The following is a 22423-nucleotide window of genomic DNA, read 5'->3' on the forward strand; positions in this document are numbered from 1 at the left end:
CACCTGATGGGATGGTCGTCCGCGCGTCACCCGTCCCGTTGACCGGGATCAGCGGCGATCCGGGCCGCCACGGATCACAAATAATGTGCCGAGCACACATCTCAAGGCGGAGGTTGAGTGGCCCATGGCTGACCAGGACAAATCATCCGATCGGATCGTCGTCATCTCGGCGGACACCCACGGTGGCGCCGAACTTCGCGAGTACAAGGAGTACCTGCCGAAGGCGTGGCACGAGCAGTTCGACGCCTGGGCCGAGGCCTACGAGTCGCCCTGGGACGATCTGGTCAACGACACCAAGTTCAAGAACTGGGACAGCGACCTGCGGATCAAGCATCTCGAGGCCGACGGGATCGCCGCCGAAGTGCTGATCCCGAACACCATTCCGCCGTTCTTCCCGACCATCCAGAACATCGTCAGCCTGCCCACGACGCGCGAGGAGTACGAGCGCCGGATGGCCGGGCTGCGGGCGCACAACCGGTGGGCCGAGGCGTTCTGCAAGAAGCAGCCCGGACGCCGCCGCGCGTTGTTCCAGATCTTCCCCAACGACGTCGACGACGCCATCGCCGAGGTCGAGTGGGCCGTCGGGACCGGGGTCGCCGCGGGCATCCTGATGCCGGGCATCCCGCCGAACCACCCGGCCGGGGCGCTGTACGACTCGCGGCTGGACCCGCTGTGGGAACGGTGCGCGGCGCTGGACATCCCGGTGTGCCAGCACGAGGGCACCGGCATCCCCGACTACCCGGACCACCCGGCGAGCGCCGGCATCTCGTCGTACGAGCAGAGCTACTTCGCGCAGCGCAGCCTGTGGACGCTGATCCTCGGCGGCGTTTTCGAGCGTCACCCCGGCCTGAGGTACACCTTCACCGAGCAGGGCGTGAACTGGATCCCGCAGGCGCTCAACCGGTTGGACAACACGATCACCGCCGCGAAGAAGCGGCCGTGGGCCGACATGTTCTTCCGCGGCGCGTACGAGGCGCTCAGCATGACGGCGTGGGAGTACTGGAAGCGCAACTGCTACATCGCGCACCCGCTGCGGCCGGTCGAGGTCGAGGACTTCGCCGAACTCGGTATCGACCACATCATGTGGGGCTCGGACTACCCGCACACCGACGCGACCTCGCCGTACTCGCGCGAGGCGATCCGGCTGACCCTGGCCGGGGTCGGCGAGGCGGATGCCCGCAAGCTGCTCGGCGGCAACGCGGCGAAGGTCTTCGGCTTCGACCTCGAAGCGCTGCGGCCGGTCGCCGAGCGGGTCGGGCCGACCCTCGACGAGGTTCGCAAGCCGTTGGCGCGCAAGGACTACCCGGACGCCGAGTGGTTCGAGATCCGGGCCGGGGTCCGCTCCACGATCCTCGGCTGAGCTGATGCGTCCCACGGTTGGTCTCGCCGTCCACACCGCCGGCGGCCCGGTGCTGCCCTGGTCGTTCGAGCGCCGCGACCCGCGTCCCCACGACGTCGCCGTCGCGATCACGTATTGCGGCGTCTGCTACAGCGACGTCGAAGCGGTCCGCGGCGCCCGGGAGCCGAACCTGCCGCTCGTGCCGGGCCACGAGTTCGTCGGCCGGGTCAGCGCCGTCGGCGACTTGGTCACAAGCTTCCGGGTCGGCGACTCGGTGGCGGTCGGCAACTGCGTCGACTCGTGCGGAGCGTGCGAGGAATGCCTCGCCGGCCAGCAGAACCACTGCACCGACGGCGGTCCCACGCTGACCTACCTGGGCGTGGACCGGCACGACGGGCGGCGCACCCAGGGCGGTTGGAGCACCGAGTACGTCGCCGACGAGGCCTGGGTCTACCGGCTCCCGGACGGGCTCGACCCGGCACCGGCGGCGCCGCTGCTGTGTGCCGGGATCACGTCGTGGGAAGCGTTGCGGCACTGGGAGATCGGGCCGGGATCGACCATCGGGATCGTCGGTATCGGTGGGCTCGGGCACCTCGGTGTGAAGTTCGCGAAGGCACTCGGGGCGGAGGTCGTGGCGTTCACGCTCACGCCGGAGAACGTCGCCGACATCAAGGCGCTGGGTGCCGACGACGTCGTCGTGTCGTCCGACCCCGATGCCCTCGCGGCACAGGCCCGCCGTTTCGACTTCATCCTCGACACGGCGTCCCGCGCGCACGATCTGTCGCCGTACCTGCGGGCCCTCCGGCTGCACGGCACGATGTGTCTGCTGGGCATCCCGCCGACCGTCGAGGTCGAGACCCGCGCGCTGCGGGTGGGGCGGCACAGCCTGGCCGGTTCGGGGACGGGCAGCCCGGCGCGGGTGCGGGAAATGCTCGACTTCTGCGCCGAGCACGGCATCGTCGCCGACGTCGACGTCCTGCCTTCGACTCAGCTCGCGACAGCACTGGACCGGCTGGAACGGGGCGATGTGAAGTACCGCCTCGTGCTCGATCTCGCCGACCTCACGGAGAGGGCATCATGACCGAAACCGGCGGCGAGCTGCTGGTGAACGCTCTGGTCGGACACGGCGTCGACCGGGTCTTCTGCGTACCGGGCGAGAGTTATCTCGCGGTGCTCGACGCGCTCTACGACGTGCGCGACTCCGTGCAGGTCATCACCTGCCGCCAGGAGGGCGGCGCCGCGATGATGGCCGAGGCCGACGGCAAGCTCACCGGACGGCCGGGGATCTGCTTCGTCACCCGCGGGCCCGGCGCGACCAACGCCAGCGCCGGAGTGCACATCGCCGCGCAGGACTCGACTCCGATGATCCTGTTCATCGGCCAGGTCGGCCGTGGGGACACTGAGCGGGAGGCATTCCAGGAGATCGATTACCGGCGCATGTTCGGCTCGATCGCGAAGTGGGTCGGACAGATCGACAGCGCGGACCGGGTACCCGAGTACGTGGCGCGCGCCTTCGCGGTCGCGCAGTCCGGGCGCCCGGGGCCGGTCGTGCTCGCCCTGCCCGAGGACATGCTGACGGACACCGTCGAGATGGCCGCGCCCCGTGCGCCGGTGGCGGCCCCGGTCGAGACCTACCCGTCGGCCGACCAGATGCAGGCGATCGGTGACGCGCTGGCCGCGGCGCAACGTCCGCTGGTCATTGTCGGCGGATCCCGCTGGGATGTCGGTTCTATCAAGGCGTTCGAGCGTTTCGTCGCGGCGTGGGACCTGCCGGTCGCCGCCGCGTTCCGCCAGCAGGACCGCCTGGACAACGCCCACCCCTGTTACGTCGGCAGCTTCGGCGTCGGCGGCGACCCCGCGCTGGCCGAGCGGGTCGCCACCGCCGATGTCGTGCTCGTGGCCGGTGCGCGCCTCGATGAAATGAGCACGAACGGGTACCGCCTGCTGGACGCGCCGGTGCCGCGCCAGCAACTGATCCACGTGCACGCCGGTGCGGAGGAACTCGGCAAGGTCTATGTGTCCTCGCTCGCCGTCAACGCGTCGCCCAACGGGTTCGCGAGCCTGCTGCACCTCGTCGAGCCGGACGCGCCGGTGCCGTGGTCGGCGTGGCGGGCCGAGAGCCGGGCGGACTTCGAGCGTTGGCAACAGCCGCCGGCGAGCACCGAACGCCTCGACCTGGCGCGCGTCGTGCGCTGGTTGTCCGGGCGGTTGCCCGGCGACGCCGTGATCACCAACGGCGCGGGCAACTACACCGGCTGGGTGCACCGCTTCCACACCCACCGCCTGCCCGGCACGCAGTTGGCCCCGGTCAGCGGTTCGATGGGTTACGGGCTGCCCGCGGCGGTGGCCGCCAAGCTGCGTCACCCGGAGCGGATCGTGGTGTGCTTCGCCGGCGACGGTGACTTCCTGATGCACGGTCAGGAAATCGCGACCGCCGCTCAGTACGGCGCGAACCTCGTCGTGGTCGTCGTGGACAACGCCATGTACGGCACGATCCGCATGCATCAGGAAACGCACCATCCGGGCCGGGTCATCGGGACGGATCTGAAGAGTCCCGATTTCGTCGCACTCGCCCACGCCTTCGACTGCTACGCGGAGCGCGTGGAGACCACCGAACAGTTCGAGGACGCCTTCAACCGCGCCGTCGCGGCCGGTCGCCCGGCGCTGCTGCACCTGCCCGTTTCACGCGAAGCGCTTTCGCACACCCGGACATTGAGCCAAGTGCGCGCGGCCGGGAACGCTCACCGGTAGCCGTGGTACCGCGAGATACCGAGGGCCGCGGCACGCACGGCGGCGGCGAAGTTCGGGCCGTCGAACTTCGCGCGCATCGCGGTGATCGAGATCGCCGCGATGCTCTCACCGTTCGCGTCGAGAATCGGCGCGGCGACACAACGCACGCCCACGGTTCCTTCTTCGCGGTCGAAAGCCACCCCGAGGCGGCCGATCTCGGCCAGTTGCTCACGCAGCAGCTGCGGCGACGTGATGGTGCGGCCGGTGGCCGCGGGCAGGCCGGTCGCGATGATGCGTTCGACGGTCTCCTCCGGCGCGAACGCGAGGATCGCCTTCCCGAGTGAGCACTGGTGGGCCGCGATGCGGACACCCATCTGAGAGGCCGCGCTGGCCGTCTGGTGACCGGCGAGCTTCGCCGCGCACACGATGTCGGTGCCGTCGAGCACGCCTAGGTGGATCGTCTGATGCGTGGTGCTGTACAGCTCGGCCATGTACGGCGTCGCCTCACGCCGCAGCCGGGTCTGGGCCGGTACGAGGCCACCGAGTTCGAACAGGCGCATGCCCAGCTGCAGGCCGGAGTTCGTGCGGACCAGCGCGCCGAGGTCCACGAGCGTGCGGGAGATCCGGTGGACCGTCGAGCGCGGCAGTCGCGTGCTGGCACTGAGGTCGCTGATCGTGGCCCCGGCCCGCGACGACGCGACGGCGTCCAGGATCCGGAAGGCCTTGCTGACCAGGGACGAGTCGTCGGCGGTGGAGCCATCCAGCACCAGCTGGTCTTCGCCGGGGTGAGCTGTGAGCGTCGCTTTGCTGCCGTGCACGTCCATGTGCTTTCCCGCTTCCGTCCACCCGGCAATGAGAATTCCAGTTTCGCACGCGAACGTGATCTTCGGCTATTTCGTGAGCCGGGCCAGGGTCGACGCTTCGAGCCCGCCGGCGTCGAGGATCTCGCGGACGACCTCGGCGACCGGTGACAGTTTTCGCTCTTGGCCAGTGCTGAGGTTGCGGGCGAGGCCGGTGTCCAGGTCGACGTCGAGTTCGTGGCCGGTCACGGTGAGTTCGGCCAGCGCGGAACCGTAGGCCCACGCCGGAAAGCCCTCGTTGATAGCGGTGCGCTGGAAGATGGCGTTGAAGCTGACCGCGAACACCGCGCCGACACCTCGTCGTTGCAGGGCCTTGATCGCCTGCAGGTGGTAGTGCGCGTGGCCACGCCCGAACGAGGTGCCGGCGACGAGGAGGTCACCGTCGCCGATCTCGCCGGCGAAGCTGAGACCCGACTCCTCGAACAGGTGCTCCTCGGCCGCGGCCCAGTCCGCGGTGCGACGGAAGTCGAACCGGTTCGGCACGATCTGGTGGCAGCTGAACCCGTCCCCGAGCTGCCAGACCCGGCCCCTAAGCGATGGCATCGGCGTGCTCCTGCAGGTAAGGCTCCGGATCGGTGATGCGACCCGCCAGCGCCGAAGCCGCGACGACGGCCGGGTCGGTGATGTAGATGTCGGCTTCGTCGCTGCCCATCCGTCCGCGGTTGTTCTCCACGGAAGTCGTGACGCAGCGCTCGCCGGCTTCCAGCAGCAGCGGCGACTGGTTGCCCGAGAAGCAGGCGCCGCAGCCAGGGGTGGTGACGGTGACACCCGCGGCCAGCATCGTTTCGAGGTACCCACGGCGGGCCGCCTCGGCCGCGACGAGTGACGAGATCGGGGTGACCACGAAGCGCACCGACGGATGCACTGTCCGGTCACGGACGATCCGCGCGACGAGCGCCAGGTCGTCGATGCGGGCCGAGGAGCACGACCCCACGTAGGCGGCGGTGATGCCCAGCCCGTCGAGTTCGGCGACCGGGCGTGCCGACGCGGTGTTGTCCGGGCCGCGGACCTGGCGCCGGATCTGGCCGAGGTCCACGACGACCTCCGCGGCGTACTCGGCGTCCGGCAGTGGGTGCACCGGCTCGTAGTCGTACTTCGCGCGGCCCTCGATGTAGTCGAGCAGCGCGCGATCCGGCGGGAAGATCATCGAAAGCGCGCCGATGTTGTTGGCAACATTGGCGATCCCGAGCCGGGTGTCGATCGACAGATCCTGCACGGCCGGCCCGCTGAACTCGACGATCGTGCCTTCGGCGACGCCGGCGAGCACCTGCTGCAGGTGCTCGCTCACGTCCTTGGCCACGAAGCCCGGCGGCAGCTCCCCCTCCAGCCGCACCGACACACAGTCCGGCACGATCAGCCACACGTCGCCGGTCGCGAGCGTGTTGTAGGTGCTCTCGTTGGTGGCGAGCGCCAGGCAGTTCAGCGCGCCCATGGTCGCGGCCTGCGTGTCACCGCCCGCGAACACGGCGCCCGGCAGGGCCCACCCGTGCTCGGCGGGGATCTGGTGCGAGATCCCGTGGCGCCCGATGCCGAAGAAGTTCTCCGGCGGGATTCCCTGCGCGTCGAGGAACGCGCGCTTGCCCTGGTGCAGCGCGGGCATCCGGACGCGGTCCAGGTGGTCGAAGGTCATGATGACGCGCGCCGGGTCCCAGACCTTGTACTCCCCCTCGGCGAGGAAACCCAGCGGAGTCCCGTCGGTTATACACACGACGTCGACCGGCACCCGCACCGCCTCACCGGGCGTCACTTCACGGCCACAGCGGCGGGCCAGGATCTGCCCGGCCATCGTTCCGGTCACGGCAAGTACCTCCGCCAGGCCCGGGCGTCGATCGTTTCGTCGATCTGAGCGCGAACCTCGTCCCAGTGGGCGAGCGAACGGTCGGTGCGATCGGTCTTGAGTTCGACGAGCATGCCGCGAACTGCCTCGTAGGCGACCCGGAACGCGCTGCTGGAGTGCACCACGATCTTGACCCCGTCGCGTTCAGAGGTGTCGAGCTGGTCCGGCGCCGCGCGGTCGGGGATGAACGTGTTCAGCAGTGGCCGGTCGATCGCCGCCCGGACCCGGGCGACGTCGGACGGGTGCAGGGTGGCGGCGAACACGAGGTCGGCACCGGCGTCGGCATACGCGCCGAGCCGGTCGATCGCCTCGTCCAGGCTGCCACCGGCGGACAGCGCGTCGGTCCGGCCGATCACCAGCAGGTCGTCGTCGGAGCGGGCCTCCACCGCGGCCTCGATGTTCGCGACGGCGGCTTCGATCGGGCGCAGCCGCTCGCTGGTGCCGAGATGCTTGCCGCCGCCGAGGTCCAGATCCTCGAGGTGGAAGGCCGCGACGCCGGCCTTTTCGAGCAGCCGCACATTGCGGCGGATCCGCAGCGGGATGCCGCCCCCGTCATCGAGATCCGCGATGACGGGCAGAGCGACGGCGTCGGCGATCGTGCCGGCGTGCGCGACGAGTTCGGGGATGGCGACCAGCCCGGTGTCGGGCAGCCCGTAGGCCACCGACGCGATGCCATACCCGCCCACATACACCGCTTCGAAGCCGAGCTGCTCGACCAGTTTCGCGGTGAGCACGTCCGCGGCTCCGGGCGCGATGATCAACCCGGGCTCGCCTATTCGCGCCCGGAACTTCTCCCGTATCGCGGTCATGCCGATCTCAACCCTCTCGATCGCGGGTGAGAAATTCCAGCACCACCCGCTCGAAGTCCGCCTTGCGTTCGATCATCGCCCAGTGTCCACATCGGGCGAAGACGTGCAATTCGACGTCCGGGAGGAGCCGGGTCGGCACGATCGCGTTGTCCAGCGGCAGTACCCGGTCGTCGCGTCCCCACGTGATCAGTGTCGGCGCGGCGATGCGTCCGCTCTGCGCCCACAGCGGGGTCGGCGGGTTCGCCGGTTTGCGGCGGTACAGGGCGTCGTAGGTGCGCCTGCTCCAGTCGATGGCGCCGGGCCGTTGCGACTGCTCCCAGCGCCGTTCGAGAAGCTCCTCGGTGAGGATGGACTGGTCGAAGACCATCGTCTCCAGCCACGCCTTCAACGTGTCGCGGTTGGGATTGTCGTTGAAGTCCATCAGCCGCTTGATGCCCTCACTCGGGCTCGGGGCGAACACGCTGAGCCCCACCCCGCCCGGCCCCATCAGCACCAGCCGGTCGACCCGTTCGGGAGCCAGCAGCGCCAATTGAGCGACGACCCCGGCACCCATGGAGTTACCCAGGAAGTGCGCCTTCTCGACCCCGAGCTCGTCGAGCAGCCCGAGCACAGCGGGCGCGGCGAGCGCGGGATAGGGGCGATCCAGTTCGTCCGGGATGTAACTGTCGCCGTAGCCGGGCATATCCACCACGAGGCACCGGAAACGTGCGCCGAAGATCGCCAGGTTGTCGGCGAAATTGGTCCAGCCGCTGACGCCCGGCCCCGAGCCGTGCAGCAGGACCAGGGGCGGCCCGTCGCCGAACTCGTGGAAATGCAGCCCCGCCGACGACTTCCGGCTGGTCTGCTCGAAGGTCGGGTTCTCCTGGAGCGCGGTCATCAGATCAGGGCCTCCGCTAGGGGACGATTCATGGCGTAGTTGGCGAAGCTGGCCATCGTCGGGCCCGGCACGTTGATGGCGTGCACGAGCCCGGCATGCGCGTCGCGCCACAGGCGCTGCAACGGGTTGTTGTCGGTGCGCAGCGCACCGCCGCCGGATCGGGCGAACAGTTCGTCGAGTGCCTGCACGGCACGCCAGCTGCCGCGCACCTGGTCGCGGCGCGAGCGCACCCGCAGCTCCATCGGAATCGGCTGGCCGGCCTCGATCAGCGCGCCGACCTCGGCGAGGTTACTGAACAACTGCGCCCGGCTGGCCGCGATGTCGGCCGCGGCATTTCCGATCGCGGCGTTGGAGTGCGGGTCGTCGGCGTACGGTTTGCCGCCGCGCGGCTGTGCCCGCTCACGCTGGCGGTCCAGCACGTGGCCCAGCGCGCCCTCGGAGATGCCGATGATCGAAGCCGTGATCGCGTTCGGGAACACCGACGAGAACGGGTACCGGAACGTCGGCGGCAGGTGCTCCCGCCCGCTCGGGTCGACCACCTCGGCGCTGTCCATCGCCCGGTAGGCCGGGACGAACGCGTCCCGCACCACGATGTCGTTGCTGCCGGTACCGCTCAATCCGACGACATGCCAGCTGTCCTCGATGACCTGATAATCCTTGCGCGGCAACAACATGTGCAGGATCACCGGCGGGTCGGCGCGGTTGCCCTCAGCGTCGCCGAGGAAACCGCCGAGGAAGATCCAGTCACAGTGATCGCTGCCGGAGGAGAACTGCCACCGTCCATTGAGGATGTAGCCGCCGTCGACGGGCTTGGCGATGCCGCCGGGCATGTAGGTGGAGCTGATCCAGGTGTCCGGGTCGTCGCCCCACACCTCTTCCTGCGCCTTGTCCGGCAGCAGGCCGAGCTCCCACGGGTGCACCCCGACGATGCCGCTGACCCAGCCCGAGGCGCCGCAGCAGGACGCGATCTCCATGACCGCCCGGAAGAACACCTGTGGATCGACCTCGTAGCCGCCATACCGCTTGGGCTGCAACAGCCGGATGACCCCGGTGTCCTTGAGCGCCTTCGCCGTCGCGTCGGGCAGCCGGCACAGGCGCTCGGCGTCGTCGGCCTGCTTGGTCAGCATCTCTTTGCTCGCGGCGATCCTGTCCAGCACCTCGTGCTGCTGATTCATCTGTTCTCCTTCACGACGACTGTGGTCAGGATGGCCGAGGCACACCCCCCGGCGGGGCCGCGCGTTCCGATCACTGGTATGGCGCCGACCCGTCGCGGGCGGTCACGGCACTCCGGCCGGGGATTCGCCGAAGTACCCGGCGGTGAGCCGCTCCTCGTCCACGCCCGAGGCCGGCCCCGAGTAGGTGGCCGCGCCGTGGTCGAGCAGGAACACGACGTCGGCCAGGCCGAGGACCCGGCCGACGTACTGCTCGACGATCAGCAGCGCCACATCACTGCCGGCCAGGCCGCGGACAGCGTCGTAGATCTCGTCAACGATGCGCGGCGCGAGCCCGATCGAGACCTCGTCGAGCAGGACCACCTTCCAATCGGCCATGAACGCGCGCGCCATCGCGAGCATCTGCTGCTCCCCGCCGGAGAGGCTGCCGGCCGCCTGCCGGCCACGCCTGCCCAGCACCGGGAAGGCCTTGATCGCCTTCTCGACAGCATCTGCTTCGGGCACCCACGGCGGCGCCTGGATGCGCAGGTTCTCCTGCACGCTCAGGTTCCGGAAGATGCCGCGCCCCTCCGGCACCATGCACAAACCGTGCTGGGCCCGCTTGTGTGGCGAGGCGCGGGTGACGTCCGTGCCGGCCAGCGTGACGCTGCCGGCGCTCGGCCGGAGCAGCCCCGCGATGGTGCGCATCAGCGTCGTCTTGCCGGCCCCGTTCGGACCCAGCAGCGCGGCGATCGAACCCGTTGGCACATCGAGAGTGAGGTCCCAGAGCACCGTGGCCTTGTCGTACCCGGCCCGCAGGTCCCGCAGTTCCAGCGCGTTCACGGCGGTCATGACACTCCCCAAGCGGTTGCGTCGGCGGATTGCCCGGCCGGTGCGGGCGCGGCGGGAGGGTGCCCCTCGACTTCGGCGTCGCCGAGGTACGCGGCGCGCACAGTGGACGACGTGAGGATCTCGGCCGGTGGCCCTTCGGCGATCAGACAGCCGAAGTCGAGCACATAGAGGTAGGAGCACAGCCTGCTGACCAGCGAAATGTCGTGCTCCACCAGCAAAACCGCCACCTCGCGTTCGCGGACGACCCGTTCGATGACGTCGCCGAACCGTGCCGTCTCCACCCGGTCCAGCCCGGCCGACGGCTCGTCGAGCAGCAGCACGTGGAAGGGCCCCGCCAGGCAACGGGCCAGTTCGACCAGCCGTCGCTGCCCGGTGGACAGCGACCCGACGACACGGTCCGCGATCTCACCGAGGTCGCACAACGCGATCGCGTCTTCGGCCTCGGCGGCGATGCGGGTCTTGTCGGCCCGCGTGCTCCACACATGGCGCAATGGGTTGTTCCCCGCGATGGCTCCCTCCACGCCGAGCGCGACGTTTTCGCGCACCGTGCGGGACTCGAACAGCGCCATCTGCTGGAACGTGCGGCCGAGTCCCCGACGCGCCCGGGGGCCCAGACCGGCACGGCCGAGATCGCGGCCGTCGAGCAGTACGCGCCCGGACGACGGCCGGATGATCCCGCAGGTGGCGTTGAAGGTCGTGGTCTTACCGGCGCCGTTGGGCCCGATGAGCCCGGTGATGCGATTCGCGGGAACGGCGAGCGAGACCCCGTCGACGGCCTTGAGGCCGCCGAAGCGGACGCGCACATCCACGACCTCGACGGGGGTCGCGGCCGCCGGGCCGCCGGGACGGCGTGGTCGTGCGGCCACGGGTTTGGTTGCCGCACGGGTCTTGGCGGGCCGGGCGCGCTGGAAACGCCGGACCCACTTCGGCGCTTCGCTGTGCCCTTGGCGCGCGTAGACGAGGGCGAAGGTCGCCGCCCCCAACCCGAACAACAGGTTGAGGTAGTCGGTGGTCGCGGCAGCATCCAAATAGGACGGTACGAGGCCGATCCCGGCGGCGGCGATCACCGCGTACCACGGAGAACTGCCCGGGTTGATCACGACGAGCACGAAAATCGTGAGCGACAGGAGCGGCCCATAGGACGCCGCGGTCACGGCCTGCTGCCCCGCGCCACCCAGCACACCGGCGAACGCGGCGAGGAAAGCCGACAGGCAGAACACCAGTACCCGGGCGATGTTCACCGACACGCCGGTCGCCTCGAGCCCGTGCACACTGTCGTTCAACGCGCCCAGCAACCGGCCGAGGCGGCTGCGAGTGACCGCGGTGACGAGCAGCGCGACGAGCACCACGAGCCCGAGCACGAGGTAGAAGTACCCCTCGTCCGAGGCCAGCCAGCCGTCACCCGGGCGCTCCACGAAAATCGTGGCCCCCTCGTTGCCGAACATCCACGGCAGCGGGAAGAACAGGTAGGTCACGACGACGGCGAACCCGAAAGTCGCCAGCGCCAGATACAGCCCGGAGAGCCGGATCGCCGGCACGGCCAGCAATGCGCCGACCGGTATGGCCACAATGGACGCGAGCACGAGCGTCACGCCCCACGGCAGGTGGAACAGGTTGGTGAACTGCGTGAAGGCGCACACCCCGATCGCCATGAACGTCACATGGCCCAGTGAGACCTGACCGGACAGCCGGGTGAGCAGACCCAACGCCAGGAACAGGATCACGTACGCCAGGCTCAGCGTGTAGTCGGCCAGGTGGAACCCCGCGTAGAGCGGCGCCAGCGCGACGAGCACGACAAGCGCGAGACCGCCGGTGGCCTGAACGGGACCGGGCATCCGCCAGGCGGGTGCGCGAGGCGGGACGAGCCGGGTGCGATGTCCGAGCACCCGCTTCGGCGAGAGCAGCAGGACGAGGAACAACACGACGAACGGCAACGCGCTCGGCAGGCCGCTGAGCGGCCCGTCCGGGAAGAACATCGTGCACAGTGACGACGCGACGCCGATCGCCAGGCCGCCGAGATAGGTGCGCGGCAGACTGGTGAACGAACCCACCGCGGCCGCGCCGAAGGCCTGGACGACGAGCAGGGTGAGGGTCTGGCCGTCGAGCGGGACCAGCGGTGCGATCGCGACCCCGGACGCCGCCGCGAACGTCACGCCGATGCTCCAGCCCCACCGCCGGGCCCTGGCCGGGCTGCGCCCGGCCAGGTCGAGCAGCCCCGGGTCGTCGACGACCGCCCGCATGGCGAGGCCGGTCCGGGTCAGGGTGAACAGCAGGAACAGACCGATGCTCGCGAGCAGCACGAACACCACCATGATCAGCTGCGCGGTGGTGACGACCGTCGAGCCGATGTCGATGCGCTGCTCGGGCAGGAACTGCGGCACGGTCCGGATCTCCGCGGTCCCGTAGATCAGCGAGACCGACGCCTCGACGATCAGCACGATGCCGACGGTGGTGGTGACCTGGACCGCGAGCGGCGCGCTCGGCAGGCTCCGGGTGAGCAGTTCGAGCACGTAGCCCATCACCGGTCCGGCCACCAGGATCGCCACCGCGGCCGCCAGTGGCCACGCGAGGTGGTGACTGACATGCAGCGTGTAGAAGACGAACGCGGCGACCGTGGCGAGTGAGCCGTGCGCGAAGTTGAAGACCCCGGAGGTCCGGTGCGTCAGCACCAGACCGATACCGGCCAGGCTGTAGACCGACCCGAGGACTATGCCGATGACGATGTAGGACAGCATCCGCGGCTACTTCTGCTTGGCCAGGCTCGTCACGAGGTCCTGGGGCGCGCACACCTTCAGCTGGTCACTCGGCGCCCACTTCCCGTTTTCGATCTGGGTCAGGAACGCGCAGTTGGTCACGGTCGGTTGGCCCTTCGTGATGTTCAGCGGCGGGGTGAACCCGCCGAGGTCGAAACCCTGGGGCAGCGCGTAAAGGCCGGCGAGGACCGATTCGGAGGTGACGTTGTCGGAGTTGGACGCCTCGACCGCGGCCTTGAACAACATCCCGTCGATGTAGGCGGCGGAGAAGAACGGCTGGACGTTGCCCTTCACGCTCGGGGCGAACTTCGTCACGGCGTCCTCGAAGGCTTGGCCGGCCGGTGTCCGCTGCGCGATCGCGTCGACGTACAGCGGGTACCGGTTGTCGACGTTCTTCAGGCCCTGCCCGGCCGGGCTCTGCAGCACGTCGGCGGTGACGTTGCCGCCGCCGGAGACGTAACCGATCGGCATGCCGAGGGTGCGGCACTGTTCGGCGACCGGGCGCACCGGCACCTTGATGATCATCGACTGGGCGCCCGCGTCCTTGGCCGCCTGGCACTGCGGCACGTAACTGGGCGCGGTGGACGACACCTTCTGGTTGATGACCAGATCGACCCCGACATCGTGCGCGACCTCGTCCTGCTGTGCGCTGAGTGCCGCGCAATTGGGGCTCTCGGCGCAGACATAGGACGCGACCTTCGGGCCGAAGGATTTCGCGACCTGGAGCTCGACATAGGTCTGTGCGGCGGTGCTGGCGCCGGTCGGGAAGAACATCGGGGACGTGTAGAACGGTGGCGTCAGTGAGAACCCGCCGATGACGGGGATCTGCTTCTGCTCCACGTACTGCGACCACGTCGGGCTCGGCACGCTGTTGTCCGAGACGATCGCGCTGACGTGGTCCTTTTCGACGAGTTCCTTGACCTTGGCCAGCGCGGTGGTCGCGTTGCCGGCGTCGTCCTCGATGAAGAGCTTGACCTTCTTTCCCTTGATACCGCCCGCGGCGTTCACCGAGTCCGCCCACATCTGGATGCCGTCCTTGGCCGGGCCGATCGTCGACGCGGTTCGGCCGGTGTAGCTGCCGATCGCGCCGATCACGATCTCGTCCGGGCTCGCGGACCCACTGGAGCCGCATGCCGCCGCGGCGGTCAGGGTCATCGCGGCGGCGACGGTGACGCCTGCGAATCGGCTTGCCTTTGTCAACCTCGCTGTCAACATGTTTGGCGCGCGCACCTGGTCTCCACTTCTCCGACGGTCCGATCTTGCCAACCGGCGGGCTGCCGGGGCCTTGCGTGCAGAAACCGTAAGCGCGGTGGCGCGGCCTGCCCGGGGCGTCATCCCGGTCACTGGTACGTCGCTGGTTCGCCGCTGCCGGGCGATGGCGCGGCGGGCCGGACGGTGTTCCTGCCCACTGTGGAGGTGGCCGCCGTGTGCGCCCGCACGGCAACCGGACTACCTTTTTGTTGTGAAGACAGCTGAGGGGGGTTCGGGTAGCCGTCGCCGGTATCTGGACATCGCACAGAACTTGCTCACCGCCTTCAACAACGGTGAGTACAGCCCGGGAGACCGGCTGCCGGCGCACTCCGAAATCGCGACGCAGGCCAACGTGTCACGCGCTACGGCTCGCGAGGCGTTCCTGGCCCTGGAACTCATCGGGGCGATCGAAGTACGCCATGGTGACGGCACTTTCTTACGCGGCTCCGCGGCGAAAGTGGGTGGTGCGCACAGCTCCCCGCTCGACGTCCCGCCCCGTGAGCTGATCGAGTGCCGCCTGCACATCGAGCCGATCGTGGCGGGTCTGGCCGCCGCCCGTATCCCGGACGAGCAGTTCGCTGTGCTGGAGGGCATCCTCGACGAGCAACAGGACCTGGTCGACAAGGGTGAGAAGGTCGCCCGCTTCGTCGCACTCGGCCTCGACTTCCACACCACCCTGGCGCCGGGCTGCGGCAACTCCCAACTGGCGGACATCGTCCGGCAGCTGGTCAACTTCGAGCACCACCCGCTGTGGGCTTTGGTCAATCAGCAGGGCATGCCGGACGCCCGCTCCCGCCAGTCCCAGGTCGACGAACACCGCGCCGTTTTCGACGGCCTGCGCTCGCGCCACCCGGAAACCGCGAGCGGCGCGATGAGCCGCCACCTGGGCCACCTCGAGCGAACCTTGTTCCCCAGCGCCGAAAACGCGCGTTCGGCGGAATGACCTAGCCCGTGTTTCGGCGCGGCAGGTCTACCGGCCGTCGTCGGCAATGAGGTCGTCGAGGCTCGGCATGGCGGACTGCGCACCCGGCGCCGTACAGGCCAGGGCGGCGGCGTGGTTGGCCAGCCCCAGAGCTTTGCGTGGGTCACCACCGGCAGCGAGCGCGGCGGCGAAGGCGCCGACGAAGGTGTCCCCCGCCCCCGTGGTGTCGGTGACCTCGATCGCGCGCCCGGGGACGTGACACGCCGCATCGCCGCCCGGGCCCGCCATGACCACCCCATTCGCGCCGAGGGTCGTCACGACCTCGACGTCCAGCCGGCGCGCAAGCTCAGTGGCCGTCGTCCGCGGGTCCGCCGCGGCAAGACCGTACCGGCCGGCCAGCACCTCGGCCTCCGTCTCATTGATGACCAGGATGTCGACGGCTCCGACCAGGTCCGAGACGTCAGAAATGGGCGCTGCGTTGAGGATGGTGCGCGCTCCGCGACCGCGCGCGACACGCAGCGCCGCGGCGACGACGGGCAGCGGAAGCTCCAGCTGAGCGACCAGGATGTCGCCCTGGCGCAGCAGGGAACGAAGAGCTTCCACATGGTGACCCGCCACGTCGCCATTGGCACCGGGAACGACCACGATCGAGTTCTCGCCGGAATCGGTCACGGTGACCACCGCCAGCCCGGTGCTGCGCTGCACCCGGGTCACGGCGGTGGCCTCGACACCATTGGCCTTCAGGTTTCCGATCTGGCGCGCCCCGCTGTCGTCCACGCCGACGGCGCCGACCATGGCGACCTTCGCGCCGAACCGGGCCGCCGCGACGGCCTGGTTGGCGCCCTTACCTCCGGGCAGGCGTGACGCGCTCGTTCCCAACAGCGTTTCGCCCGGTCGCGGGGTCCGGGCGACTCTCAGGACGAGGTCCTCATTGATCGAACCGAAGACCGCGACACTCAACTTTGGACACTGCTCAACTGCGACTGCTGTGCGCTGATGGTGGTGATCGCGTCGATGATCAGGTTCCAGAACGCGTCGAAGTCCAGCTTCGTCGCGACGAGGGTGTTGAACGGCTCGCCGAAGGCCCCGAGAAAATCGGTGACCGTGTCGCCGTAGGTCCACTGACCCCGCGTTTCGACGGCGACGAACGCGTCCTCGACGTGGAGGATGTCCGGGTTGATCACCCGCGCCACCGCGCAGGCGTCATGGATCGGCGGGTGCGGCAGCTTGTACACCGAGTCGTAGGTGCCGCCGAAATAGTCGAGCCACGCCACGACCGTCTGGGCCAGTGGAGAGCCGATGGCGCGGATCCGCTCCTTGATCTCGGGCGTGGCAACGGCCTGGTGCGTCAGGTCCAGGCCCACCATCGTGACCTGCCAGTCGGCCGAGAACACGGCCGAGGCGGCCTCGGGGTCGGCGTAGATGTTGAACTCCGCGGCAGGTGTCGCATTGCCCTGCGTATAGGCACCGCCCATCAGCACGACTTCCCGGACCCGCCCGATGATCTTCGGCTCCAGCCGCATCGCCAGCGCGATATTGGTCAGCGGGCCGACGGGCACGAGTGTGATCTCCTGCGGCTCGGCCGCCATGACGGTGTCCACGATCAACTGCGCGGCCGGGCGCGGGTCGAGTTCCATAGTCGGCTCGGGCAGGGCCGGACCGTCCAAACCGGACGTGCCGTGCACACTGCCCACAGTGAGTTCGCCGTCGGTGGTCTGCTTGCGCACGAGCGGGAACTCGGCGCCCCTGGCGATCGGGACGTCGGCACCGACCAGGGTGGCGACCCGCATCGCGTTGTACGTGACCTTGGGCAGGATCTGATTGCCGGCGACGGTCGTGACCGCGACGAGATCGATCTCCGGGTTGCCATGGGCGAGCAGGATCGCGATGGCGTCGTCGTGGCCGGGATCGACGTCGAGAATGATCTTGCGGGGCATGGTGGTGGATTTCCTTCCTAGGGTGGAATCTGTGCGTGGCAGGCCGGCTCACTTCATGCCGGACCGGGCCAGACCGGGGATGAGTTGCCGCTGCAGGAAGATGAACAACACCAGCAGCGGGATGGTGGCGATGGACGCGCCCGCGAAACTCAGCCCCCAATTGGGCAGCTCGCCGGGCGCGACGGATTGCGCGATGGCGACCTGGACGAGCTGTTTCTCCGGGCTCTGGATGGCGATGAGCGGCCAGAGAAAAGCGTTCCACGAGAACAGGAAAATCGTCAAGACGAAGGTCACGAGATCGGCGCGGACATTGGGCAGGACGACCGACCAGAAGATGCGGAAGTGACCGGCGCCGTCCAGCCGCGCCGCCTCGTCCAGTTCGACCGGGACGGCCTCGAACGCCTGACGGAGCAGGAACAGTCCGAACGCGTTGGCGATCCACGGAATGCCCACCCCGACCAGGGTGTCTTCGATACCGAGCTTGCCGATCAACTCGAACATCGGCAGCGCCAATGCCTCCGCGGGAAGCATGAACGTGGCCAGGATGAGCGCGAAAATGATGTTGCGCCCGGGAAACTTGATCCGGGTCAGCGCGTAGGCGGCCGGGCAGCAGACCACCAGTGCCCCGAGGACCTGTCCACCGGCGACCAGACCGGAATTGACCAGCGCCTGCCCGATATCGCGCTCGGTGAACAGCTCCACGACGTTTTCGATCGTGGCGTGCAGCGGGATGAACGTCTTCCAGCTCACCGGGAACACGTCGGTGAAGATGGAGTTCTGGGTCTTCAGGCCGGACGCGAACATCCAGATATAGGGGCCCAGGAAGGCAACGATGATCACCAGCACGATGACGATCGTGGCCAGGACGCGCCCACCGCTGCGCACGATTCGCCGCGGCTGCGTGGTTGTGGGGCGCTGCTGCCCGCCGGCCGCCCGGGTGGACGGCGGGCCGGTCGTGGTCAGAGTCATCTCAGTAGTCCCATCGTGTCCGCAGCAACCGCATCTGCACGAGACTGATCGCCAGGGCGATGACGAGCAGCAGCACCGAAATCGCCGAGGCATATCCGGGCTGTTGCAGGGTGAACGCCGTCCGGTAAATGAGATAGACGAGCGTGTTCGTGGTTCCGTTGGGCGCACCGCCGGTCATGATGTAAGCCGGGGCGAAGGACTGCAGGGCGAACACGGTGATCACCACCACGACCAGCACCGTCGTCCGGGACATCATCGGGATCGTGATGTGCACGAATCGCTGGAACCCGTTCGCCCCGTCGATCCTGGCCGCTTCCATCAGATCCTTGGGCAGCGCCTGCAATCCGCCGAGATAGAGCACGGTCGCCATGCCCAATTGCTGCCACACGGTCAGCGCGATGATCGCCGGCAGCGCCTGTGAGCCGCTGGTCAGAAACGGTTGCGGACTGATCCCCACCGCGCCGAGCGCGGAATTGACCAGACCGTTCGCGTTGAGCAGGAACGTCCACAAGGTCGCGATCACCACGGACGAGGTGATCACCGGCAGGAAGATCATCGTGCGCACAGCGCCACGGGCCGGGAGCTTTCCGTTGAGGAAAACGGCCAGCAGGAACGCGAGCGGAATCGTCACGACAACGACGCCGACGGCGAGCAGCAGCGTCACGACGAGCGACTGCACGGTCCCGCTGTCGGTGAAAATCCGCACGAAATTGTCGAAGCCGACGAAGGTGGACAGGTCGGGATTGATCAGGGTGTAGTCGAAAAAGCTGTTCCTGATCATCAGAACCAACGGCCCGTACTGGAAGATCAGGGCCAGGATGACGAAGGGCGCCAGGAAGAGGGCTGCCGCCGCGTAATCCCTCCGGGCACGGCCTCCCCCGGCCGGGGCGAACCGCTTGGCGATTCGCCCCAGCGCGGATTTCTTGTTCGCTGAAATCGTGGCCATCGTGGGTCCTGTTTCCGTCAGCGTCCGCTGCTCAGAATGGGCTGAAGCTGCGAGACCGCCTGGTTGAGTCGCTGTTGCGGGTCGGAGCCGTAGGCGATGTCCTTGAGCGCCTTGGCCACGATGTCGTTGTACTGGCTGAACGACGAGGTCACCGGTCGCGGCTGCCCCCACTGGAGCAGTTCGTTGTACTCCATGTCGAACGGCGGCTCGTGGAACATGGGCAGCGAGTTGTACACCGACTGCAGGGTGGGCATCCGGATCGCGTCCTGGTTGTACTTGGTGACCGCGGGCGCCGTGGACATGGCGGCGACGGCCTTGGCGGCGGCGTCGGCGTGCTTCGACTTGGCCATGACGCCGACCGTGAGAGCGCCGGTCTGGACGATCGGCGTCTTGATGTACGGCATCGGCGCGTTGCCCCACTTGAACGGGACGTTGGCCTTCTTCAGGTTCAGCGCCTGCTCCCCGACGTAGATGTCGAAGCACGCTTTACCGTCGATGAAGGCGTTGGGGCGCCCGGTTTTTGACGACACCGCGGTCGGGCCGTTGAACAACGACTGGTAGAACTTCGCCGCGTCCACGGCTTCAGGGGTATTGAGCCATCCGTCGGCGGACTTGCCGTCGGGGGAAAGGGCGTAGAAAGTCTTGTAGGCGCTCGAATCCTGCGGCGCCTTGGGGTCTCCGGCGCTGCGCATCATGACGAGGTCGCCGTAAACCGTGCCCGGGGTGCCGTCGCCGAGCTGGGTCGGCGCGAGCCCGTAGATGTCGGGCGTTCCCGGCGTTCCCTTCTGGCACTTGGCCATCGCGTCGCGCGCCTGGGCCCAGGTCCACGCCTTGTCGATGGTCGTCGGCACGGTGATGCCCGCCGCGTCAGTGAGGTCCTTGTTGTAGTAGATGGTGAGCACGTCCTGCTGCACGCCCATCGAATAGACCTTGCCCTGGTACGACTGTTCTTTCAGAGTGGCGGGAAGTACGTCCTCCTTCCAGCCGGCGGGCAGGTATTTGTCCAGCGGCAGCAGAATGCCCTTGGACGCGTAGTCGGTGGTGTTCGGGCTGTCATAGCCGACGATGTCGGGAGCGTTGCCGGTCGGCGCGAGCACGCTGATCTTGTCGGCCAGCTGCGAGAACGGCACGTCCTGGGTCTTGAACTTGACGCAACCCTTGACCGAGTTGGAATAGTCGTTCAACTCCGCGTCATTGGGCACGTTGTTTTCGGCACGCAGGACGCTGAGAGTGATGACACCGTCCGGGCAGTCAGCCGTCTTGGGGCCGACGTCTTCACCGCTGCTGCACCCGGCCAGAACCAGCGTTACCGCGGCGCCGAGCGCTACGCCTGAAGCCATCATCAGTTTCGGGCGCGTCCCGCGCCGGACGGTTCGGACCGTGTTCATAACTGACTCCTTCGGGAGGTGTGCTGCGGGCGCGCAGCGCGGACAACTCGGGGAGGCGACGTCGTTGTCCCTGAGGCCAATGAGCCTGAGGACTGGTTATTCGGCCTGTGCCAGCGATCTGCTCAGGATCGTGTTGAACAGTTCCGCGTCGGCGTCGAGGGCTACGAATGCGTTAGCTGTTTCGCCGCTGCGGCGGGCGGTGTCGATGATGGTCCGGCCATAGGACGCGAAGCCGGTGGTCTCGACCTGTACGTGCAGCGGGGTCAGGTCCAGCACGTCGGGGTCGAGCAGATAGGCCACACACAACGCGTCGTGTACGGGGGCGGCGTCGGGCGTTTCTTGTTGCTGTGTCTTGGTGTAGCCATCGATTCGCTGCCGGATGAGGGCGGCGGCTGCGGTAGCGGCCGGCGTGCCAATTCTCCGGATCGCATCGTTCTGAGCACCGGTGACGGTCGCGCGGTGTGTGGCGTCGAGGGGGACGAGCACCAGGCGTTCGAACCCGGCCCGGAAGACGACGTCGGCGGCGACCGGGTCGTGCCAGATGTTGGCCTCGGCCGACGGGGTGACGTTGCCCAGCGCGTGGCTGCCGCCCATGATGACGATCTCCTCGACCGCGTCGACGATCGTCGGATCGAGGGTGACGGCGGTCGCGATGTTCGTCAGCGGCGCGACCGGGACGAGGGTGATGCGCCGCGTTGTGGAGCGGAGGGTTTCGACCAGCCACTCGACAGCGTGCTGCCCGCTGGCGCCGCGCGTCGTCGCCGGCACCGGGAAGTCGGCGGGGTGGATGATCTCCCGTGCACTGTCGATGTGACCGGGGAACTGGAACGGGATCGGCGCGAACGGCTTTCCCAGTCCTTTGTGGACCGGAACGTCGGGCCGCTCGATGAGGTCGAGCACCCGTAGTGTGTTGTCGGTGCACCGGTCCACCGCGTGATTGCCCCAGACGGTGGTGCAGCCGACGAGGTCGATCTCGGTGGACAGGCCGGCGATCATGATCGCGATCGCGTCGTCCGTCCCGGTGTCCACATCGAGGATGATCGGTCTGGTCACCGCGCCCTCCGCTGCTCCGGATCGTCGAAAATGTCCAGGGTCGTCCGGTCGATCGTGTCCAGGTGCTCGTGCATGTGTGCGGCGGCCGCGCTGGCATTGCCGTTCTCGATGGCGTCCAGGATCGCGCGGTGCTCGTCGATGTGACTCTGGCGCGAGGCCGGGTTCGGTAGCCCCTGCTGATTGACCAGCGCCCACAGTGGATGCCGCTCGATGTTGACCAGCTGGGAGACGATGTCCGCCAGCAGGTGGTTCCCGCAGTAGGTCGCGAGGTCGGCGTGGAACTCCAGACCCAGCGCCACGAACCGCGCCACATGCTCGGCGTCGTTGACGAGCTCCGCCTGCTCGTCGGTGTGCCGGCGCAAGATCGCGATCTGCTCGTCACTCATCCGCGCCGCGGCCAGCGTCGCCACCACCGGCTCGATGTGCAGGCGGGTCTCGATCAGCTCCCTCGGCGGCAGGTCGAACGGTGATCCGGTGGTACCGGCCGCACGAGCCGCCGGCCCGCGCACGAACGTGCCATCGCCGTGGCGCACCTCGATGGCGCCGATCAGTTCCAGCGCCAAGAACGCCTCGCGCGCGGTAGCCCGCGACACACCGGCCCGCGCCGCGATCTCCGTATGGGCAGGTAGCCGCGCCCCCACCTCGTAGCGACCACTCGCGATCGCGGTCAGCAGATCCTGGGCGACCGCCAGATACCGGCGCCGCCCACCATTCCGCGAGTGGTCAGACTTCTGCACGGCTTGAAGTTA

20 protein-coding genes are annotated in these 22423 nt (G+C 68.4%); 4 read left to right on the forward strand and 16 right to left on the reverse strand.

Features of this window, described 5'->3' with window-relative positions:
• The first annotated feature begins 124 nt into the window (after positions 1 to 124).
• From LOZ83_RS07995 to LOZ83_RS08005, 3 genes are read left to right on the forward strand one after another with little or no spacing between them, the layout of a single operon-like run.
• Entirely contained in the window at positions 125 to 1360 is a 1236-nt protein-coding gene (locus tag LOZ83_RS07995) for an amidohydrolase family protein (protein ID WP_236789612.1), read from the forward strand.
• A 4-nt stretch (positions 1361 to 1364) separates the two neighbouring features.
• Positions 1365 to 2420: an NAD(P)-dependent alcohol dehydrogenase gene (locus LOZ83_RS08000; RefSeq protein ID WP_236789613.1), complete on the forward strand. Its 1056-nt coding sequence runs from the start codon at positions 1365 to 1367 to the stop codon at positions 2418 to 2420.
• The gene (locus tag LOZ83_RS08005) at positions 2417 to 4090 is read left to right on the forward strand and encodes a thiamine pyrophosphate-binding protein (protein WP_236789614.1); all 1674 of its coding nucleotides are present in this window, start codon (positions 2417 to 2419) and stop codon (positions 4088 to 4090) included. Before LOZ83_RS08000 ends, LOZ83_RS08005 begins: the two co-directional genes overlap by 4 nt.
• Here the strand turns inward: LOZ83_RS08005 and LOZ83_RS08010 are convergent.
• The 9 genes from LOZ83_RS08010 to LOZ83_RS08050 all read right to left on the reverse strand — a co-directional run bounded on the left by LOZ83_RS08010 (position 4081) and on the right by LOZ83_RS08050 (position 14363).
• On the reverse strand, positions 4081 to 4893 hold the full coding sequence (locus LOZ83_RS08010) for an IclR family transcriptional regulator (protein ID WP_236789615.1): 813 nt from the start codon (positions 4891 to 4893) through the stop codon (positions 4081 to 4083). The genes LOZ83_RS08005 and LOZ83_RS08010 overlap by 10 nt on opposite strands.
• A gap of 66 nt (positions 4894 to 4959) precedes the next feature.
• Positions 4960 to 5472 carry a hypothetical protein gene (locus tag LOZ83_RS08015; RefSeq protein ID WP_236789616.1) on the reverse strand — a complete coding sequence of 171 codons (513 nt, stop codon included), beginning with the start codon at positions 5470 to 5472 and terminating at the stop codon, positions 4960 to 4962.
• Positions 5459 to 6727 carry an aconitase family protein gene (locus tag LOZ83_RS08020; RefSeq protein WP_236789617.1) on the reverse strand — a complete coding sequence of 423 codons (1269 nt, stop codon included), beginning with the start codon at positions 6725 to 6727 and terminating at the stop codon, positions 5459 to 5461. The genes LOZ83_RS08015 and LOZ83_RS08020 overlap by 14 nt, the downstream gene beginning before the upstream one ends.
• On the reverse strand, positions 6724 to 7575 hold the full coding sequence (locus LOZ83_RS08025; RefSeq protein WP_236789618.1) for an oxaloacetate decarboxylase: 852 nt from the start codon (positions 7573 to 7575) through the stop codon (positions 6724 to 6726). Before LOZ83_RS08025 ends, LOZ83_RS08020 begins: the two co-directional genes overlap by 4 nt.
• A gap of 7 nt (positions 7576 to 7582) precedes the next feature.
• Complete coding sequence (locus LOZ83_RS08030) at positions 7583 to 8452, reverse strand: alpha/beta fold hydrolase (protein WP_236789619.1); 870 nt, start codon at positions 8450 to 8452, stop codon at positions 7583 to 7585.
• Positions 8452 to 9627, reverse strand: coding sequence for an acyl-CoA dehydrogenase family protein (locus tag LOZ83_RS08035; RefSeq protein ID WP_236789620.1), 1176 nt, complete (start codon positions 9625 to 9627; stop codon positions 8452 to 8454). The genes LOZ83_RS08030 and LOZ83_RS08035 overlap by 1 nt, the downstream gene beginning before the upstream one ends.
• Before the next feature lie 102 nt (positions 9628 to 9729).
• Entirely contained in the window at positions 9730 to 10455 is a 726-nt protein-coding gene (locus LOZ83_RS08040; protein ID WP_236789621.1) for an ABC transporter ATP-binding protein, read from the reverse strand.
• Positions 10452 to 13190: a branched-chain amino acid ABC transporter permease/ATP-binding protein gene (locus LOZ83_RS08045; protein WP_236789622.1), complete on the reverse strand. Its 2739-nt coding sequence runs from the start codon at positions 13188 to 13190 to the stop codon at positions 10452 to 10454. Before LOZ83_RS08045 ends, LOZ83_RS08040 begins: the two co-directional genes overlap by 4 nt.
• Before the next feature lie 6 nt (positions 13191 to 13196).
• The gene (locus LOZ83_RS08050; RefSeq protein WP_236789623.1) at positions 13197 to 14363 is read right to left on the reverse strand and encodes an ABC transporter substrate-binding protein; all 1167 of its coding nucleotides are present in this window, start codon (positions 14361 to 14363) and stop codon (positions 13197 to 13199) included.
• Positions 14364 to 14670: 307 nt separating this feature from the next.
• Between LOZ83_RS08050 and LOZ83_RS08055 the strand changes: the two genes are divergently transcribed.
• Complete coding sequence (locus tag LOZ83_RS08055; protein ID WP_236789624.1) at positions 14671 to 15402, forward strand: FadR/GntR family transcriptional regulator; 732 nt, start codon at positions 14671 to 14673, stop codon at positions 15400 to 15402.
• 27 nt (positions 15403 to 15429) lie between these two features.
• Here the strand turns inward: LOZ83_RS08055 and LOZ83_RS08060 are convergent, their stop codons facing one another.
• From LOZ83_RS08060 to LOZ83_RS08090, 7 genes are all read right to left on the reverse strand, one after another.
• Positions 15430 to 16341, reverse strand: a complete 912-nt coding sequence (locus tag LOZ83_RS08060) for a ribokinase (RefSeq protein WP_236789625.1) — start codon at positions 16339 to 16341, stop codon at positions 15430 to 15432.
• Positions 16338 to 17318, reverse strand: a complete 981-nt coding sequence (locus tag LOZ83_RS08065; protein WP_236789626.1) for a nucleoside hydrolase — start codon at positions 17316 to 17318, stop codon at positions 16338 to 16340. Before LOZ83_RS08065 ends, LOZ83_RS08060 begins: the two co-directional genes overlap by 4 nt.
• A 48-nt stretch (positions 17319 to 17366) precedes the next feature.
• A complete protein-coding gene (locus tag LOZ83_RS08070) occupies positions 17367 to 18287 on the reverse strand; it encodes a carbohydrate ABC transporter permease (RefSeq protein WP_236789627.1) in 921 nt (306 codons plus the stop codon).
• 1 nt (position 18288) lies between these two features.
• Positions 18289 to 19233 (reverse strand): carbohydrate ABC transporter permease, encoded by a 945-nt coding sequence (locus LOZ83_RS08075; protein WP_236789628.1) that lies wholly within the window; start codon positions 19231 to 19233, stop codon positions 18289 to 18291.
• A gap of 17 nt (positions 19234 to 19250) precedes the next feature.
• The gene (locus LOZ83_RS08080) at positions 19251 to 20621 is read right to left on the reverse strand and encodes an ABC transporter substrate-binding protein (RefSeq protein ID WP_236789629.1); all 1371 of its coding nucleotides are present in this window, start codon (positions 20619 to 20621) and stop codon (positions 19251 to 19253) included.
• A gap of 96 nt (positions 20622 to 20717) precedes the next feature.
• Positions 20718 to 21674: a nucleoside hydrolase gene (locus LOZ83_RS08085; protein WP_236789630.1), complete on the reverse strand. Its 957-nt coding sequence runs from the start codon at positions 21672 to 21674 to the stop codon at positions 20718 to 20720.
• Positions 21671 to 22411: a FadR/GntR family transcriptional regulator gene (locus tag LOZ83_RS08090; protein ID WP_236789631.1), complete on the reverse strand. Its 741-nt coding sequence runs from the start codon at positions 22409 to 22411 to the stop codon at positions 21671 to 21673. Before LOZ83_RS08090 ends, LOZ83_RS08085 begins: the two co-directional genes overlap by 4 nt.
• Positions 22412 to 22423: the final 12 nt, after the last annotated feature.

Source organism: Amycolatopsis sp. GM8, assembly GCF_021653975.1.
Lineage (GTDB): Bacteria > Actinomycetota > Actinomycetes > Mycobacteriales > Pseudonocardiaceae > Amycolatopsis_E.

What these genes read in the sequence shown, in the direction of transcription:
- LOZ83_RS07995 (WP_236789612.1), top strand. Translation starts at nt 125, where the DNA reads ATGGCTGACCAGGACAAATCATCCGATCGGATCGTCGTCATCTCGGCG.
- LOZ83_RS08000 (WP_236789613.1), top strand. Translation starts at nt 1,365, where the DNA reads ATGCGTCCCACGGTTGGTCTCGCCGTCCACACCGCCGGCGGCCCGGTG.
- LOZ83_RS08005 (WP_236789614.1), top strand. Translation starts at nt 2,417, where the DNA reads ATGACCGAAACCGGCGGCGAGCTGCTGGTGAACGCTCTGGTCGGACAC.
- LOZ83_RS08010 (WP_236789615.1), bottom strand. Translation starts at nt 4,893, where the DNA reads ATGGACGTGCACGGCAGCAAAGCGACGCTCACAGCTCACCCCGGCGAA.
- LOZ83_RS08015 (WP_236789616.1), bottom strand. Translation starts at nt 5,472, where the DNA reads ATGCCATCGCTTAGGGGCCGGGTCTGGCAGCTCGGGGACGGGTTCAGC.
- LOZ83_RS08025 (WP_236789618.1), bottom strand. Translation starts at nt 7,575, where the DNA reads ATGACCGCGATACGGGAGAAGTTCCGGGCGCGAATAGGCGAGCCCGGG.
- LOZ83_RS08030 (WP_236789619.1), bottom strand. Translation starts at nt 8,452, where the DNA reads ATGACCGCGCTCCAGGAGAACCCGACCTTCGAGCAGACCAGCCGGAAG.
- LOZ83_RS08035 (WP_236789620.1), bottom strand. Translation starts at nt 9,627, where the DNA reads ATGAATCAGCAGCACGAGGTGCTGGACAGGATCGCCGCGAGCAAAGAG.
- LOZ83_RS08040 (WP_236789621.1), bottom strand. Translation starts at nt 10,455, where the DNA reads ATGACCGCCGTGAACGCGCTGGAACTGCGGGACCTGCGGGCCGGGTAC.
- LOZ83_RS08045 (WP_236789622.1), bottom strand. Translation starts at nt 13,190, where the DNA reads ATGCTGTCCTACATCGTCATCGGCATAGTCCTCGGGTCGGTCTACAGC.
- LOZ83_RS08050 (WP_236789623.1), bottom strand. Translation starts at nt 14,363, where the DNA reads ATGACCCTGACCGCCGCGGCGGCATGCGGCTCCAGTGGGTCCGCGAGC.
- LOZ83_RS08065 (WP_236789626.1), bottom strand. Translation starts at nt 17,318, where the DNA reads ATGCCCCGCAAGATCATTCTCGACGTCGATCCCGGCCACGACGACGCC.
- LOZ83_RS08070 (WP_236789627.1), bottom strand. Translation starts at nt 18,287, where the DNA reads ATGACTCTGACCACGACCGGCCCGCCGTCCACCCGGGCGGCCGGCGGG.
- LOZ83_RS08075 (WP_236789628.1), bottom strand. Translation starts at nt 19,233, where the DNA reads ATGGCCACGATTTCAGCGAACAAGAAATCCGCGCTGGGGCGAATCGCC.
- LOZ83_RS08080 (WP_236789629.1), bottom strand. Translation starts at nt 20,621, where the DNA reads ATGAACACGGTCCGAACCGTCCGGCGCGGGACGCGCCCGAAACTGATG.